We start from the raw sequence: 16,991 nt of genomic DNA, 5'->3' as shown, positions 1-16,991 counted from the left end.
GTTAGGGTTGTGATTCTTAGTATCATTTCTTATGTTTCCATAGTTCTTTTCCTAGGTATATCTATTTACAAGGCGTACCAATTCGCAAAGATGCCCTTTCACGGGCGAATGGATCTCTATCCTGTCCCTAAAGAAAAAGGGTACGAACATGGAGGTTCTTACTACGAAGAGGTAGCTTGGTGGAGCAAACCACATGAGGTTTCTCACATGAGAGAAATCATAGAAATGCTCAAAGAAATTATATTTATTAAAAAGTTATTTGAAAACCAACGCCCGTTCTGGTGGATTTCTTACGCTCTGCATTTAGGAATTTACTTATTAATGGCTTGGACGATCTTATTGGTTATTGGGGCGCTTTTTGTACTCGACGGAATTCAAGTTGCAGCAAACAGTTCAAATATCTTGGGGCTGTTGCTTTTTTACGTGTCGGCATTTGTAGGATATTTAGGCCTGGCTCTTGGTGCGTTAGGTTCCGGCTTGTTGTTTCTCCGCCGATTGACGGATAATACATTGAAGAAATATACAACTCCTCAGGAGTATTTTAACCTTCTGCTGCTCTTTGCGGCAATAGTTACCGGAATTTTTACGTGGGGCAATGATTTATCCTTTGGGTATGCAAGAGAAGTGACGGCGAACCTCGTAACCTTTACTCCTTTTGATGCCAATGGCTTACTTACCCTGCATATAGTCCTTGTCGGTATAATGTTGATTTATATTCCAATCAGCAAAATGAGTCACTATGTTGGAAAGTATTTCACGTTCCATAAGGTTTTGTGGGATAATAACCCCAATCTTAAGGGTAGTGACGTTGAGCAGCAAATAAAAAATGCATCCTCCTTCCGTCCGACGACATCTTGGTCTGCCCCTCATATTAATCCACCCGCCACACCCGAAAAATAAGCTTTGATTCTTGTGCGTCAACTTTATGGAAAAAGGAGATCAAAGAATGATAAATCAAAACGATCTATGTCCAAAAGATATGGGGCGATCCGATGATCAACTCATTAAGCTGGATAATCTTATGCCTTTATTAGCCCCGTTTGATAAGCCTGGTATGGAACCCCCTCTGACCGATCCTAAACCTGCTTGGAAAGAGAAATACTGTACATCCTTAGATGGTTATGTGGGAATTGATACTCTGACCCGGCCAAAATCGAAAGAGGAAGAAGATGAATTTGTCAGGAAATTCCTTAGCGGCTTGGAAAAGATCTTTTCTGATGCCAATAATGGAGTTCTTCAGCCTCTTTTATTGTCTTATGAATACTGTGCCAAATGTAATACCTGTTCGGATGCTTGTCATATTTATACCGCCACAAGTAACAATGAGATGTACCGTCCTATCTTTCGCTCAGAGGTTTTGCGAAAAATTGCCAAGAAATATTTCACGACGAGCGGCAGACTCCTTGGTGGCTTTGTTGGGGCGGATATCGATGTCAATTGGGAAACCATTGCCCGTCTGGGTGAATTAGCGTATCGCTGTAATCTTTGTCGCCGCTGTGCTCAAACATGTCCATTAGGCTTGGATAATTCTATTCTCTCCAAAGAAATCAGGAAGATATTCAGCCAGGAAATGGGGATTGCCCCCACGCCTCTTCATACTAAGGGGACAATGCTTCAATTAAAAACCGGTTCCTCAACCGGATTAAGTAAACCCGCTTTTATGGACACCCTTGAGTTTTTAGAAGAAGATACGGAAGAAAAATTTGGCATTAAACTTAAGTTTCCCGTCGATAAGAAGAATGCCGATATCTTAGTGCTGCATAATGCGGGGGAGTTTATGGCTTGGCCGGAAAATCCTGTTGCTTTCGCCATTCTCTTTGATGAAGCCGGCTTAAATTGGACTCTCAGCAGTGAGATCATGGGGTATGACAGTGTAAACTACGGGCTGTGGTATGATGATGCTCAAGCTAAAAAAATTGCTATGATGCAGATGAAAGTAGCCAAAGAAATTGGTGTAAAGAGACTAGTGGTGGCGGAGTGCGGACATGCCCATAAGGCTTCGATGATTAGTGGTGATCGTATGATGCCTGACAGAATTCCGGTGGAGAGTTGTTTGCCGCTTCTTTGGGATATGGTGAAGACTAAACGTTTGATCCTTGATCCCAGTAAGAACAATTTTCCGGTAACTCTTCACGATCCTTGTAACGTGGTACGTCAAATGGGGATTGTTGAACCTCAGCGCAGTACACTTAAAGCTATCTGTCCGCAGTTTAGGGAAATGACTCCTCATGGTGTCGATAATTACTGTTGCGGCGGGGGAAGTGGATTTGCTATCATGAATTACGCGAACTTCCCGGAGTTTAGAACACAGGTGGCTTCACGGATGAAATTCAACCAGATTCTGGGGGCTTTCAAGGGGACTATGGAAGACACCTCAACCCCCAAATATATCTGTGCGCCATGTTCCAACTGCAAGGGTGCAATGCGCGGTATCTTAGAGCATTATGATGCAACCGAAAAGTTCAACCTTCAGTATGGTGGTTTAGTCGAACTTATGGTAAATGCTCTCGTAAGTCTGAAAAAACCATTTCTTGAGTTTTTAGAATAATTGTATCGATTTTGGAACCCAAGATTTTATGGAATGGACCATTTCAGTTTCTGAATGGTCCATTTTCAACCCCTTATTATTCGCACCCATTTCAATAGTTCGGTAATGATGTCAGAATTACACCACCATTACAATCACTATTACGCCACCATTTATCCTGGCTATTGATGCGCTCCTACTAACCGCTATAAAACAGAAACCCCTTTGCGGGAGTGGTTTTAAAAGGGATCACAGCCAGAGGACTATTTAGGCGCAGCAAGTGCCGGAAAAACCATGTATTCATAATGTCCGGTATCAAATGAAGCAGAGAATAGGCCATTGTCACAGGATGAACGATTGTGGCCGGCAACGGATTCATAATTAGTTTTCAATATAGTACAATCTGTATTATATATTGTACGAATGGAACTCAAGGTGTTAAATTAAGTACATGGACTAGTGTTAATTTACACAAGTGAAAAGTTTCCCAGTGTCCCATGTTTGTTTGTTCTCTTTAATAGTTTAAGGAGGTGTTTTTTGTGTTTATTGTATCAATCGATGAAGATCTGTGCTCAGGATGTGACTCTTGTACAGAAGGATGCCCAGCTCACCTGCTTGGCTTTAGTGAGGACAAGGCTCATGTAACTGGTGATGAATCAGAGTGCATGGGCTGTGAGAGTTGTACATCAGTTTGTCCGACTGGTGCTATCAGCATTACTGAAATGTAAGGACCCATAAACTAGAAGACGGAGGGTGTGCCATGACAGAAAAGAAAACGCCACTACTGGACGAGCTGGAAAAAGGTAAATGGCCCAGTTTTGTGACGGAAATTAAGCGTGCTGCAGTGAAGAGTGAAGCTGCAGGCGAATTGCTCCAAGTCTTGGAAAGATCCTATGTAGAGCGCAGAGGACATTGGAAGCATGGTGGAATTGTTGGGGTTAGAGGTTACGGCGGCGGCGTAATCGGCCGTTATGTAGATGAGCCTCAAACTTACCCGAATGTTGCTGAGTTCCATACGATCCGTTTACTTCAACCATCTGGATGGTTCTACAATACTCAAGCACTTCGTACCGTATGTGATATTTGGGAGAAACATGGAAGTGGTTTGACCAATATGCATGGTTCCACAGGGGATATCATTCTCTTAGGATGTAAAACAGAGCATATTCAACCTATTTTCGATGAGTTTAGTGAAGCTGGATTTGACCTCGGCGGTTCAGGTTCCTGCCTAAGAACTCCTAACTGCTGCGTCGGACCAGGACGTTGCGAACATGCTTGCTATGACACTCTCGAAGCATGTTATAATGTTACGAACGAATTCATGGATGAGCTTCATCGTCCTATGTGGCCATATAAGAGCAAAATTAAGTTCTCTGGTTGTGCAAACGACTGTACTTCTTCTATTGCTCGCTCCGACTGCTCCGTAATCGGTACTTGGCGTGATACCATCAGAATTGACCAAGATGCTGTTAAAGAGTATGTTGCAAATAAATACGATGTTCAAGGACTGGTTTGTGACAAATGCCCGACAAAATGTCTCACATTCAATGCTGAGACACAGGAGCTCAGTGTAGTAGGCGAGGATTGCACACGCTGCATGCATTGTATTAATATGATGCCTAAAGCAATTCAACCAGGAAAAGAAAAGGGCGCTACTATTTTAATCGGTGGTAAATCCACAATTGTTCAGTCTGCTTTCATGTCTTGGGTTATTGTTCCATTCATGAAAATGGAAGCTGAAGACGATTTTGAAGAGTTTAAAGACCTCATGCGTCGTATTTGGGAGTGGTGGGATGAGCATGGTAAGTCCCGCGAGCGTATTGGTGAAACAATTTATCGCTTAGGAATGACAAAATTCCTCAAAGGTATTGACGTTCCTCCTGTACCGCAAATGGTCTTCCGCCCACGTGCTAACCCGTATGTATTCTGGAATCAAGATGATCTTGACAGAAGCGGAACCGCACTTGACGGATCGAAGCTCTAATTTAAAATAATAAGTAGCTAACGAGAGGTGGATAACGATGGCAATTTTAGATCAAGGACCTCCGCATTATAAAAAGATGCTTCCTCCGATTGTACAAGAAAACTATGGACAGTGGAAATATCACGAAATTCCTCGTCCAGGCGTCCTAAAACATGTTGCAGAAAGCGGCGCCGCCCTGTATAGTGTACGTGTAGGTACTCCTCGTCTGGTCAGTATTGATTTCATCCGTGATGTTTGCGTTATCGCTGACGAATATTGCGATGGATTCCTTCGCTGGACGACCCGTAACAACATCGAGTTTTTAGTTTCTGACGAGGCTAAACTTAATCCTTTGCTCGCTAAATTAGAAGCTGAAGGACTATCTGTTGGTGGAACAGGTCATTCCGTAAGCAATATCGTACACACACAAGGATGGGTACACTGTCATACTCCTGCTACAGATGCTTCAGGTGTTGTAAAAGCAGTTATGGATGACTTGTATGAATACTTCAATACTATGAAGCTTCCTGCAAAATTAAAAATGGGCTTAGCCTGCTGCTTGAATATGTGCGGTGCTGCACACTGCAGTGATATCGCAATTGTAGGTGTTCATAGAACTCCTCCTCGTATCAACCACGATGTAATTCGTAAAGGTACTGAGATTCCAAGTCTTGTAGCTAGCTGCCCGACAGGAGCTATTCGTCCAGATCCGAAGAACAAGAGCGTTATCGTTAATGAAGATAAGTGCATGTATTGCGGTAACTGCTACACAATGTCTCCTGCTATGGAAATTTATGATCCTAAGAATGACGGTATTGCGATCCTTATTGGCGGTAAAACCTCCAATGCCCGGACCGCACCTAGTTTCTCACGTATGGTCATTCCATTCCTTCCCAATACCGCTCCTCGTTGGCCTGAGACGACCGAAGCAATTCGCAAAATTGTTGAACTCTGGATTGCTAATGCTCGTCAAGGAGAGCGTGTGGGTGAGTGGGTTGAACGGATTGGCTGGGAGAAATTCTTCGCCATGGCTGAGCTTCCATTCTCAGAAATGTTGATTGACGATTATATCTTCTCCAGAGAGACTTTCCGTACTTCAGCACAATTCAAGTTCTAAATCTGAAGGAATAATGTAGAAAGTTGGTATTTTAAAATGGCAAGAGGACCAGCTGATCCCGCTATCAAAGCGAAGATTCTTGAGTATCTTGGTAAAGTTGAAAAAGCCAAGAGTAGAGATGTTGCAGTTGCTATTGGGGAGAAAAAAAGCGATGTAGATAACGCAGTAAAAGAACTTACTGCTGAGGACCTCGTTGAATATCTCTACATTACGACTACATTCATTTGCTTAAAAGGTAAGGTTAAAACTCCAAACTAATCGAGTTGACCTTATGATGGGCCGGATATAAAGATTTTAATCATGTATATAGACCATCCTAAATGCCCGATGTTCCTGTTGCTGCCGATTCATTTCTGCATTATAGGAACGGGATTTCAGGGTGGTCAATTTTTCTTCTGTCAAATCTTTGACTATTAGCAGTAAGTAATATTCTCTCCTGACTAAATTCTCCAAGAAAGGTGTGGGTATTATGTTATCATTATCACAAAATGAACAGAATATCAAAAATGTCCCTCGCTTAGTAATTGGAGCACCTCAGGGGCGAAGCGGGAAAACAACCTTTACCTTGGGATTACTCAGAGCTTTTGCACGGCAAGGGATGGCTGTACAACCTTTTAAAAAGGGACCTGACTATATTGATACTAGTTGGCATACTGCCGCTGCAGGTAACACTTGCCGAAATCTGGATTCGTTTTTTATGAAAAAAAGTGAAATATGCAGTTCCGTATTCGATCAATCCACAGATAAGAAGATTACGATTATTGAAGGTGCCATGGGACTTTATGATGGCTTGGATTTGCAAGGCAGCAGCTCTACTGCTGAAATAGCCAAGATAACTCGTACGCCGGTTTTATTTGTAGTAGACGCTACCCGAAAGACCAGGAGTATTGCAGCGATGGTGATGGGATATCAGCACTTTGATCCTGGTATCCAAATAGTTGGCGTTGTCCTTAATAAAGTGGCGCGAGCTCGACATGAGAAAATGGCTAGAGAAGCCATAGAAGAGTTTTGCAAAATTCCTGTAGTTGGAGCGATTCCCAAAGATGCTAACCTATGTATACCTGATCGTCATCTCGGACTTATTACTAATGGTGAAGTTGATGAAATAGATAAGTTGTTAGACTATTTTGCCGATGTTATCAGTAAACATGTCGACTTAAATAAAATCTTAACCTTAGCTCAGAGTGCGCCACAACTCCCAAGATATTCGGAATCTATTATTCCTGATACAGTTGAATACTCCTTGAAAAATAGAGGCTCGAAGCCTAAAATCGGAATTATTCAAGATGCTGCTTTTAGTTTTTATTATCCGGAAAACATTGAGGTATTAAAAGCCTTAGGAGCTGAGGTAGTTCCTATTAGTGCTCTTTTAGATCAGCAGCTCCCGGGTGATCTTGACGGTCTTTACATTGGCGGAGGTTTCCCCGAAGTCTTTGCCGCTGAACTTGAGGATAATGTATCGTTGAGAACAGATATTAGACTAGCTGGAGAAAAAGGACTGCCGATTTATGCTGAGTGTGGCGGGCTCATGTATCTTGGCCGCTCAATTCAGACGACCTCGCAAAGCTATGAGATGGTCGGCTTACTTCCACTCGATACTAAAATGGAAAGCAAACCTCAAGGCCATGGCTATACAATTATGGAAGCGAATGCTGATCAACTTTGGTTTGACGAAAAGACAGAAATAAAGGGTCACGAATTTCATAATTCCCGTGTTATTAACTTAGCGCCTTATGCAAAGTTTGGCTTGAAAGTTAAGCGGGGTTATGGGATTGATGGCCAGCATGATGGAATATGTTATAAGAATGTATTCGCCGCTTATAATCATATTCATGCTCTAGGCTGCCCGGAATGGGCTGAAGGTATGATTAAATTAGCTGCTGCTTACAGTCAATCGAAATGGACACAGATAGAGAAGATGTCAGGTTAATATGACCTGTTGAACTCTAATGATTTATATATTAAAAATCGCTATGTTAAATGATAGTAAATAGCTTTCTGGATGGGAAATCTTTTTACTATCATTTTCTATGTTTGAGTTAGTTTATTAAACTTTTACCCGAAAAAAATGAGTAACTATCTGGCTAATAAATCCTTTGGGTGATATTATATTAATTAAGGTGTATCAATCATAAACAACTATTGAGCACTCGGAAAATAGGAGCATAATCTTTACTGGTCATTATATTATTTTATGATTGAGGCTTATTAAAAGATTAGAACTATTTGAGGGAGGATAGATTGGTTAAACCTTAAACGATCCACAATCACTCTCATTTCCCGAGAGCTAATCATATATGGGATCTAGGAAGGGGATACATCATCATGGAACAACACCTTCTTGTCTTTAAAGAGGTGGCAGAAACCAGAAACATTACGTTAGCAGCTAAAAAGCTCCACATGAGTCAACCCAGCATAAGTTTACAGATTCAGAATTTAGAGAACCAATATGGTGCACGCTTTTTTGACCGTACTAATAAAGGTGTTACTTTAACAAAAGAAGGCAAAATTTTTTATGCTCATGTTCGTAGTGTATTGGATATTCTATCAAATGCAAAAGAGCAGATAAGTGCCTTGGCAAAGGATCAAAGAGGGCTGATTTACCTTGGTGCAACTCTAACAATTGGAGAATATATCCTTCCCAATATTCTGGCATTCTTGTTTAAGACCCACCCTGACGTTGACTTTAAAGTTAAAATCGCCAACACAGAATCAATTTCTCAAGATGTCCTTGAGAAAAAATTGCATATTGGCTTAATTGAAGGACCTGTCCCTCAGCATAAGGATTTAAATGTTGAAAACTTTTGGGAAGATGAGTTAGTCGTAGTAATCTCTAATTTACACCCTTGGGCATCAAGGAAGAGCATTACCCTGGCTGAGCTTCCAAATGAGCGTCTTGTGACCCGAGAGGATGGTTCAGGGACACGTAAGGTCATGGAGATGGCCCTTTTAGAGAGGGGACTTGATCCGGATCAATTAAATGTGTCTATGGAACTCGGTAGTACTCAGGCAATTAAACAGTTGGTCTCGGCAGGACTGGGAATTACGATTATTTCTTCATTGACAGTCAGTCGGGAAGGGGATCAAAAATTATTTAAAACGTTAAAAATTCAAGATGCACCGATTTATCGTCCCCTTAGTATACTTACAAATGCTCGAACGACTCAAACGAAAGATGAACGAATATTAATCAACTTACTCCATGATCATAGGTTGTTATCTGATGTACTAAGCAGAGACTATAACGAAATTTTGGATCTGGAGTAGATACCTCTGTACAGTGAATTGTAGGAAGGACGAGTTAATATGGAAAAGGATTGCCGGATCGGACTCGTTCAGATGGAATCGATCGTAGGGGAGACTGAACGGAATCTGCAGACCATTACTCATTTGGCGGAGATTGCACAAAAACAAGAAATCTCAATTTTGTGTTTTCCGGAATGTGCTTTAGATGGGTATTCCCCCCATGATGCTTCTGAAATCGGCAATACTATCGATAATAAATGGATTAATCAGTTGAGTGAGTGCTCTGGAGATCTTGGGATAACCCTCTTAGTTGGTATGGTTGAACAAAGCACAAGACCTTATAAGCCTTACATTTCTCAGGTTATCTTATCTCCGGGAGAAGTGCCTAAGGTTTATCGTAAAGTTCACTTGGGGCGAAGCGAATTAGATTATTTTACGCCCGGAGATAGTTTTCCTATTTTCTCAGCCCATGGGACTTCATTCGCAGTAGGAATCTGTTGGGATTGGCATTTTCCTGAAACTGCTGCTATCTATTCGCTTAAAGGCGCCGAGATCTTATTTGCGCCTCATGCTTCTCCTAAAGTGGCCGGTGATCGAAGGCAAATATGGCTGCGTTATCTTGGGGCCCGGGCCTATGATAATTCGGTTTATCTTGGAGCGTGCAATTTGATCGGCAGTAATGGTAAGTCTAAAGAATTTAGTGGGGGCGCGTTAGTCATAGGACCAAAGGGAGACCTGTTTGATCAGGCGCGAATGAGTAATGACGGTATTCTGGCCGCTGATCTTTCGGCAGAACGGATTAATCATATACGCCGGCCTGAGCGTTCCTCGATGCGAGATAGTTTCTTTTTGGCGGACCGGCGTAAGGAACTATATCGTGAATTACTGGAATTAGAGATTCCTGAAAAATAAGTAAAAAACCTTCCCCGACAAAGTCGGGGAAGGTTTTTATTATTACCTTATTACCAATTGTTGCGTGAACGTGGTTGGTAGCAGTCTCTGCAATAAACCGGTCTGTCACCTGATGGTTGGAAAGGCACTGTAGTCTCTTTTCCACAGGTGGCACAAATTGCTGGGAACATTTCACGTGGTTGGCGGGAATAACCGCCACCGCCGTTATTTCTATTCTGAGCTTTTCGAGCAGCACGGCATTCCGGGCAGCGTCCAGGCTCATTAGTGAAGCCTTTTTCTGCGTAGAATTCTTGTTCAGAAGCTGTAAATTCAAATTCACGACCGCATTCTTTGCAAACTAAAATCTTGTCATTAAACATTAAAAAACCTCCGATTTTTTATTACCCGCGACATGGGAAGTTCAGTATCTTCCCAGAGCCTTAGGCAATCGAGAAGCTTTTTGGAAATCCTCAAGTACTTCGAGCATCTTAATTATAACTAAGTAGAAAATATTAGTCAATGCTTCAACCGGAATCGTGCTATATTTTACCAGCTTAGAAAACCGCAGAATTCACTAGTCGTATTTTCAGCGTCATAATTCAGGCCCCAATGAATAACAATAAACCTATAGACATTAAATACTCAAGACAGGGGATGACACTTTGGAGCATAATGATGTTGAGATATTGCCGGAACGAATTCTCGGCATGCAGAAACTAGAGGCTATATTTAAACAGAACGGATATTTGATCTGCCAGTCCAGCGGAGAGCGGATCTATAACTTTGATGAAGTTGCAGCAATTTTTTTGCCGCTGAGTTCATCCATAGATCAGGCCATGGCTGTACACCGGAGTCATGCTCCGGAATTCCTGCATAGATGTTTGTTAGCTCAATTTTAAATGGTTTCAAAGAATGCCGAAAAGACCTTCGCTATAGCCAGGTGATCTTTAACCCCTCCAAGCTCCCGCGCCGAATGCATTGCCAGTACAGGGTTACCAATATCAACTGAACGAATATCGAGGTGAGTGCTGGATATTGGGCCGATCGTGGAACCCCCTCGTTCATCGGAGCGATTAACGAATAGTTGGACAGGTACATTTACTAATTGACAGAGTGCCTTAACTATTGCTGAAGATTCAGCATCAGTAGTGTAACTCTGGTTTGCACTGATTTTTATTACCGGACCGCCATTGAGGATGGGGCGATTAATAGGATCATGCTTTTCATTTGAGTTGGGGTGGAGAGCATGGGCCATATCTGCCGAAATGAGAAAAGAGTGCTCTAAGGCTTGGAAATAGGTTTCCCGGTCCTTTTTTTGTGCTAAGAGAATCCGTTCCAGAACATGGGCCAGAAGTGGGGAAGCAGCACCCTGTTTTGAAGTGCTTCCACATTCTTCATGATCGAAGCAGACCAGAACTTGGGTTGATAAAGCTGGTTTAGCCTTTGTAATCGCCCAGGTACCTGCATGTATCATGGCTAAATCATCAAGACGCGCGCTTGAGATGAATTCATTTTGAAACCCAATAAGACAGCCTTTTTCTGATTCATAGAGAAAAAGGTCAAAGTCAAGAATATCATCTGCAGGGCAATGCAAGGTTTCAGCAAGGTGATTCATTAATACCCCCTTTGTTTGTAAGTTCTCTGTGATTTGAGCCAACAATGGGAGCATGTCCTTTTGTTTATTTAATTCCAAGCCTTCATTAACCTTTCGGTTCATATGAATTGCCAAATTAGGTATTATAAGTAAAGGACGATCACTGTGGAAGAGCCTCGTTTGTGGAGAGAAAGGAGAATCTCCCTTTAGGATTATTCGACCCGCTAAAGAAAGAGGACGGTCCAGCCAGGTATTAAGGATGGGGCCGCCATAGGTTTCAGTATTTAATTTCAGATAACTACCTTCCACAGAGATCTCGGGCAGTGGTTTAATACGAAAGCTGGGGCTGTCTGTATGGGCTGCAATCAGGCGGAATCCGTGATTTTCAAGTTCGCCCTGGCCAACCACAAAAGCCAGAAGGGCAGAATTATTTCGAGTAACAAAACATTTGTCTCCAGGAGTTAAGGACCATTTCTCGTTGAAGTTCAACTCTCGAAAGCCTTTGGGAACGAGCATTCTCTTAACACTTTCTACGGCATGGAACGAAGAGGGACTAGCCTCGATAAACTTTAGAAGTTCCCCGGCAAACAATAGTTCAGCATTGTTGATATATGAAATACTCATGAATTTGACCGCCTTTCAAGAAATTTCGAAGGATACTTTTTATGGGTTTCTCTTTAGTTTTCAGGTAAGATCATTGAAGGTTAGCAGGATATTAGACATATTATATAGAAAGTTTTTGAAAGATCAACTTAAAAAATAGAATTGCGGGATGTTAATTGGAAATAGACATGAGACGTGTTCGGGTTACAACCCTTGAACATAGTAGTTTATATGAAATTACAGAGATGTGGAACAGATGTTGGCGCGGATATTATTACGATATGTCGTATACCCATGAGCATATGAAAATTTGGCTTGAATTAAGTCATGTTTCTTTACGGCATTCGATTGCTGTACATGTAAATCACCAGATTGTGGGGTTCTCTCTATTATCAATCGATGGCAGAGATGGATGGATTGCCGGGGCTTGTATAGACCCCGAGTATAGAAGAAACGGTCTCTTTAAAGTTTTAATGCGTACTCAGCTGAATATGGCTAATTATATTCAGCTAAAACGGGTTTTCCTTGAGGTACTGGAACAGAATCCTGCTCGTCTGGTATATCAGTCCGTCGGCTTCCTGTGTGTGCGCCAACTGAATGTTTACCGTTCAAAGCGTAAACTTTTACAGAATAAACCATTCGAGGGCAATCCTCTTGTATTGATTCCAGTAGAACATTATTTTAAAAACCGCAGCCAAGCTTTTTTTAATCCAGCCTGGCAGCGAAGAGAAGGATATTTGCGACGTCATAATAATCTTAGAGCGTTGATAAATCTAAATGGAACAGCGGGGGCTTTGTTTGCCGGTGATAAATGGGGGCCCTTACTCGATATTTGGAGCGCTGACTCTGCGGGAGCTGAGGAAGTGCTATCGACTCTGCTCCGCAAATTAGACGATCCCCTGACACTCATCAACCAACCCAATGATTGGATAGCAGCATTGCTCGGAAAGCTTGGGATTAATCCAAATGCAAAACAAATAGAAATGTGTGTAGAACTGTCATAAACTTGATTCTCTGAACATAAGTTAATAAAGTCCGGATGAATTGATGCAAAAAGAGGGTCGCTTTTTGGTGAATACTATGGGCAGAATGTTGAGAATTATTATTTCGAAAAGCCTTGTAAATTCAGAAAGAAAGGTATATACTTGGTAAGTTATCAAGTAAGTGGAAAGGAGAAATTTATGAAGCAAAAAGAAACATTAATGATTAATGCGATTTTAGAGTCTATAGGACTGGAATCCATTAAGACCACTCAAACCCAAAAGGCAAATTCATAATGAAGGATAAGTAGTTACAGAAAGGGAGCGGTATTTTGACCCGGATTCTAATCCTAAAGTGTAACCTAAGTTGCTTAAAACCATTCGGAAACAGCCAAATATAAAAGCGAGATTCTTATGTTAGTTAAGAACCTCGCTTTTATACTTGGAATGATAGTAAGGATTGGAAGCAGCAATACTAATCGAATAAAGGACAGGAGTGTATGAATATGGCATTATCAGTACTAGGCATTGCTTGCAGCCCAAGGCGGAATGGCAACTCGACACGATTACTTTTAGAGGGAATGAAAACTGCTCAATCTGAGGGTCACATTACTGAGCTAGTGTATCTTTCCGACCTGAATATGAGCCCCTGCCAGGGATGCGGTGCATGTTCGGCTAAAGGAATCTGTGTAATCAAGGATGATATCCCAAAACTTCAGGAAAAATTGATTAGTTTTGACCGTTTTATCCTCGCAGCGCCCATTTATTTTATGGGTATAAATGCTCAGGCGAAAATCATGATCGACCGAATGCAAACCTTCTGGGCGCGCAAATACTTGCTTAATCAAACATTAATCAGACCATCTGGGCCTGAGAGAAGCGGTATTTTCATATCAACGGCCGGGACACAACTACCGAAGGTTTTCGACTGCGCCGAAGGTTCTGTGAAGACGTTTTTTCATATGCTGGATATTGAATTTAAGCAATCTTGTGTTTTTAGCAAAGTGGATAAAATTGGGGATATTGATGAATTTCCCGAATCATTTGAAGAAGTACGAAAAACAACTCAAAGTCTTTTGGGGTTCTAAATAGTTTAAAAAAACTTACTAGTCGAATTGTTGCCTATTATGATATACTAATTTGAATGTATTTAAGTTTTGATGGAAAGGAACTTGCCTCATGCAACAAACTTCAACGCCGCCTAAAATTGCTATTGTAACTGACAGTACAAGTGATCTTAATTCAGAAATGACTAAGGAGTTTGGGATTGAGATCCTGCCTTTGCACGTTGTGTATAAAGATCGGGAGTATCTCGATGGGGTTAATATCAGTCCAAATGAGGTTTATGATCATATGGATATTGAAGTTCCCACAACATCATTACCTTCTCCAGCGGAAATTTCCGCTTTATTGAATCGTCTTCGAGATGAAAAGTTTACACACGTTCTTTCGATGCACATATCAAGCGGCTTGAGTGGTACCTATGAAACAGTCTGCCAAGTAGCGAAAGACTATAAAGAAATGGATATTGAAGTGTTGGACTCTAAAGCACTTTCGATGGGGCTTGGCTTTCCTGTATTGGAAGCAGCTCGTGAACTCCGCCGTTCAATGAATTTTCAGGCAGTGATTAAGGCAGCAAAGACCGCATCTCAGCGGACTAAATTATATTTTGTCCTGTCTACATTGGAATATCTTAAACGTGGCGGCCGGATCGGATATGTTTCAGGTACGGTTGGTGAGCTTCTCAACATAAAACCCATTATTTCTATAAATTCCGAAGGCAAATATATTACATATGCCAAAGTCCGTGGCCGGGATCAATCTCTCAGAAAATTATTTGATATACTTATTGAATCTACTCAAGGCGGACAATATAATGTAGCCGTTGTTCATGGCGGCGCAGAGCAGGAAGCTCGCAAACTATGGCAAAAGGCTAGAGAACTTCCCAATATCAAGGAATTGTTATTTAATCAGATCAGCCCGGTCATGGGGGTTCATACAGGGCCCGGACTGGTGGGTGTTATTATATCTCCTGTTATTACAGCTCAGTCTTAGACTGAGCTTTTTGTTTGTTGTTCAGGAAAGTATATAATTTTTGATTTCTGAATAAATGATGTAAGATTAAATTGATGAGTTAAGTGTTTAGTTTGAATGTTATATGCTATATGTTATAATTAGCTTTAAAGGTAATATTATCCATATCAATCAATAATCTATAACTGAGTTTCGCGCAAATAAAGGAGGGTATTAAGGTGAATGTTCAAGAACGCTACCGTTTATGGTCTGAAAATCCCTATTTCGAGGAAGAAATACAGCAAGAACTGAAAGAGATCACGGATCCACAGGAAATTGAGGACCGTTTTTATACTGATTTAGAATTCGGAACAGGTGGATTAAGAGGAATTATCGCGGCAGGCACAAATCGCATGAATAAATATGTGATTCGTAAAGTAACCCAAGGGTTGGCGGAATGTGTTTGTGATCATGGGCCGGAAGGTATGCAGCGGGGGGTGGTGATTGCTTATGATTCCCGGAAGTATTCACCGGAATTCGCGCTGGAGGCTGGGTTAATACTTGCCAAAAATGGTATTAAAGTGTACCTCTTTGATGCCCTTCGCCCAACACCTGAACTTTCTTTTGCGGTTCGCCATTTGCGGGCTTTAGCGGGGATTGTCGTAACTGCGAGTCATAACCCTAAAACCTATAATGGTTATAAAGTTTATTGGGATGATGGAGGGCAGGTACCTCCTGTCAAAGCGGATCAAATTCTTGCCCGTATCAATGCCCGCGAGAACTGGCTGGGAATCGAACCCATGTCTCTAGATGAAGCTAAGAGAAGCGGATTACTTCAAATCATCGGCGAGGAAATTGATCAACTCTATCTTTCTCGTGTCAAAGAACTTGCGCTGTACCCGGATCTTGATGCTCAGAAAGGGAAGGAGCTTAAAATCGTCTATACTCCTTTGCATGGAGCAGGGAATATACTTGTCCGCAGGGCCTTATCTGAACTGGGATTTAGTTCAGTCCAGGTCGTACATGAACAAGAACATCCGGATCCGGAGTTTACAACTGTCCCATACCCCAATCCGGAGGCTCCGGCGACCTTTGAACTAGCCAGAAACTACGGAAACGAGATGAAAGCAGATTTGCTCTTAGCGACAGATCCGGATGCGGATCGTTTAGGGGTGGTTTTGCGGAAACCTCAAGGGGATTATATACAGCTGACCGGAAATCAGATTGGGATAATCCTGACCTACTATATCTTATCTCAGAAAAAGTCCCTGGGAACTCTCCCCAATAATGCGGCGATTATCAAAACAGTAGCCTCAACTGATTTGGCAGATGAGGTTGCTCGTTATTTTAATGTTCGTGTTGAAAACGTGCTGACAGGGTTTAAATTTATAGCTGAAAAAGAAAGAGAAATGGAAGAAGGCGGTTGGGGGACATTCCAATTTGGTTTTGAAGAAAGTTATGGATACCTGGCGGGAGATTTTGTTCGGGATAAAGACGCAATTATTGCTTCTGTCATCTTGGCTGAAGCTGCCCTTTATTATCAACAAGTTGAAGGACGCACTTTCTTTGATGTACTGGAAAGTATCTATCAACAGTTTGGATATTACGTTGAGGATCAGGAGTCCCTTACCCTCGAAGGTAAACGTGGTAAAGAAGAAATGGCATTAATCATGAATACACTTCGTCAAGAGGAGATCCATGAACTGTGCGGAATGACGATTGAACGATTTGACGATTATGAGCAACGAATCAGCAAAAATCTAAGAACCGGGCAGACTGAACCGCTCAAGCTTCCACGTTCAAATGTTTTGCGATATTCATTTAGTGACGGGGGATTTGTGATGGTAAGACCCTCTGGAACGGAACCTAAAATCAAATTTTACATTTCAGTAAAAGCTGATACCCGAACAGAAGCTGATGATCTCAACTGCAAACTTAAAAAAGAGCTTATGGAACGGATCGCTAAAATAAGGTCTGCTTAAAGGGCAGGATCTGCGAAAAGGATTTTCGTTCTAAACGTCGAATAATCCCGGGATGGGCAGATATGTGCTGAAAGA

Annotated in this window: 16 protein-coding genes; 14 read left to right on the top strand and 2 right to left on the bottom strand. The window is 41.7% G+C overall.

From position 1 onward, the window contains the following. Positions 1–9 precede the first annotated feature (9 nt). The 9 genes from DESYODRAFT_RS14565 (at position 10) to DESYODRAFT_RS14525 (ending at position 9,765) form a co-directional block, all read left to right on the top strand. Positions 10–900: a respiratory nitrate reductase subunit gamma gene (locus tag DESYODRAFT_RS14565; RefSeq protein ID WP_007784273.1), complete on the top strand. Its 891-nt coding sequence runs from the start codon at positions 10–12 to the stop codon at positions 898–900. A gap of 46 nt (positions 901–946) precedes the next feature. Next, positions 947–2,548: a (Fe-S)-binding protein gene (locus DESYODRAFT_RS14560; protein ID WP_007784271.1), complete on the top strand. Its 1,602-nt coding sequence runs from the start codon at positions 947–949 to the stop codon at positions 2,546–2,548. 518 nt (positions 2,549–3,066) lie between these two features. Then, positions 3,067–3,255: an ATP-binding protein gene (locus DESYODRAFT_RS14555; RefSeq protein ID WP_007784269.1), complete on the top strand. Its 189-nt coding sequence runs from the start codon at positions 3,067–3,069 to the stop codon at positions 3,253–3,255. Positions 3,256–3,287: 32 nt separating this feature from the next. After that, positions 3,288–4,511: a dissimilatory-type sulfite reductase subunit alpha gene (gene dsrA / locus DESYODRAFT_RS14550; protein ID WP_007784268.1), complete on the top strand. Its 1,224-nt coding sequence runs from the start codon at positions 3,288–3,290 to the stop codon at positions 4,509–4,511. A gap of 37 nt (positions 4,512–4,548) precedes the next feature. Beyond that, positions 4,549–5,607 carry a dissimilatory-type sulfite reductase subunit beta gene (gene dsrB / locus DESYODRAFT_RS14545; protein WP_007784266.1) on the top strand — a complete coding sequence of 353 codons (1,059 nt, stop codon included), beginning with the start codon at positions 4,549–4,551 and terminating at the stop codon, positions 5,605–5,607. Between the two features lie 36 nt (positions 5,608–5,643). Further along, a complete protein-coding gene (locus DESYODRAFT_RS14540) occupies positions 5,644–5,865 on the top strand; it encodes a hypothetical protein (RefSeq protein WP_007784265.1) in 222 nt (73 codons plus the stop codon). 211 nt (positions 5,866–6,076) lie between these two features. Beyond that, positions 6,077–7,537, top strand: a complete 1,461-nt coding sequence (locus DESYODRAFT_RS14535) for a cobyrinic acid a,c-diamide synthase CobB (protein WP_007784263.1) — start codon at positions 6,077–6,079, stop codon at positions 7,535–7,537. A 395-nt stretch (positions 7,538–7,932) separates the two neighbouring features. Next, positions 7,933–8,874, top strand: coding sequence for a LysR family transcriptional regulator (locus DESYODRAFT_RS14530; RefSeq protein ID WP_007784261.1), 942 nt, complete (start codon positions 7,933–7,935; stop codon positions 8,872–8,874). 39 nt (positions 8,875–8,913) lie between these two features. Then, complete coding sequence (locus tag DESYODRAFT_RS14525; protein ID WP_007784260.1) at positions 8,914–9,765, top strand: nitrilase-related carbon-nitrogen hydrolase; 852 nt, start codon at positions 8,914–8,916, stop codon at positions 9,763–9,765. Positions 9,766–9,815: 50 nt separating this feature from the next. Here the strand turns inward: DESYODRAFT_RS14525 and DESYODRAFT_RS14520 are convergent, their stop codons facing one another. Next, positions 9,816–10,124 carry a zinc-ribbon domain containing protein gene (locus DESYODRAFT_RS14520; protein ID WP_007784259.1) on the bottom strand — a complete coding sequence of 103 codons (309 nt, stop codon included), beginning with the start codon at positions 10,122–10,124 and terminating at the stop codon, positions 9,816–9,818. A 282-nt stretch (positions 10,125–10,406) separates the two neighbouring features. On the opposite strand from DESYODRAFT_RS14520, the gene DESYODRAFT_RS14515 reads away from it, so the two are divergent. Further along, entirely contained in the window at positions 10,407–10,643 is a 237-nt protein-coding gene (locus tag DESYODRAFT_RS14515) for a hypothetical protein (RefSeq protein WP_007784258.1), read from the top strand. On the opposite strand, the gene DESYODRAFT_RS14510 is transcribed toward DESYODRAFT_RS14515, so the two are convergent. Further along, a complete protein-coding gene (locus tag DESYODRAFT_RS14510) occupies positions 10,640–11,962 on the bottom strand; it encodes a M18 family aminopeptidase (protein ID WP_007784256.1) in 1,323 nt (440 codons plus the stop codon). The genes DESYODRAFT_RS14515 and DESYODRAFT_RS14510 overlap by 4 nt on opposite strands. A 155-nt stretch (positions 11,963–12,117) precedes the next feature. Between DESYODRAFT_RS14510 and DESYODRAFT_RS14505 the strand changes: the two genes are divergently transcribed. From DESYODRAFT_RS14505 to DESYODRAFT_RS14490, 4 genes are all read left to right on the top strand, one after another. After that, positions 12,118–12,945: a GNAT family N-acetyltransferase gene (locus DESYODRAFT_RS14505; protein WP_242833468.1), complete on the top strand. Its 828-nt coding sequence runs from the start codon at positions 12,118–12,120 to the stop codon at positions 12,943–12,945. A gap of 482 nt (positions 12,946–13,427) precedes the next feature. Next, positions 13,428–14,009 (top strand): flavodoxin family protein, encoded by a 582-nt coding sequence (locus DESYODRAFT_RS14500; protein WP_007784252.1) that lies wholly within the window; start codon positions 13,428–13,430, stop codon positions 14,007–14,009. Between the two features lie 91 nt (positions 14,010–14,100). Beyond that, positions 14,101–14,976 carry a DegV family protein gene (locus tag DESYODRAFT_RS14495; protein WP_007784251.1) on the top strand — a complete coding sequence of 292 codons (876 nt, stop codon included), beginning with the start codon at positions 14,101–14,103 and terminating at the stop codon, positions 14,974–14,976. A gap of 197 nt (positions 14,977–15,173) precedes the next feature. After that, entirely contained in the window at positions 15,174–16,916 is a 1,743-nt protein-coding gene (locus DESYODRAFT_RS14490) for a phospho-sugar mutase (protein ID WP_007784250.1), read from the top strand. The last annotated feature ends 75 nt before the right edge of the window (positions 16,917–16,991 follow it).

Origin of the sequence: Desulfosporosinus youngiae DSM 17734, from assembly GCF_000244895.1 — a bacterium.
GTDB classification, from domain to species: Bacteria; Bacillota; Desulfitobacteriia; order Desulfitobacteriales; family Desulfitobacteriaceae; genus Desulfosporosinus; species Desulfosporosinus youngiae.
Note: the sequence above shows the minus strand (reverse complement) of the source record. Positions and strands in the feature narration are given on the sequence as shown.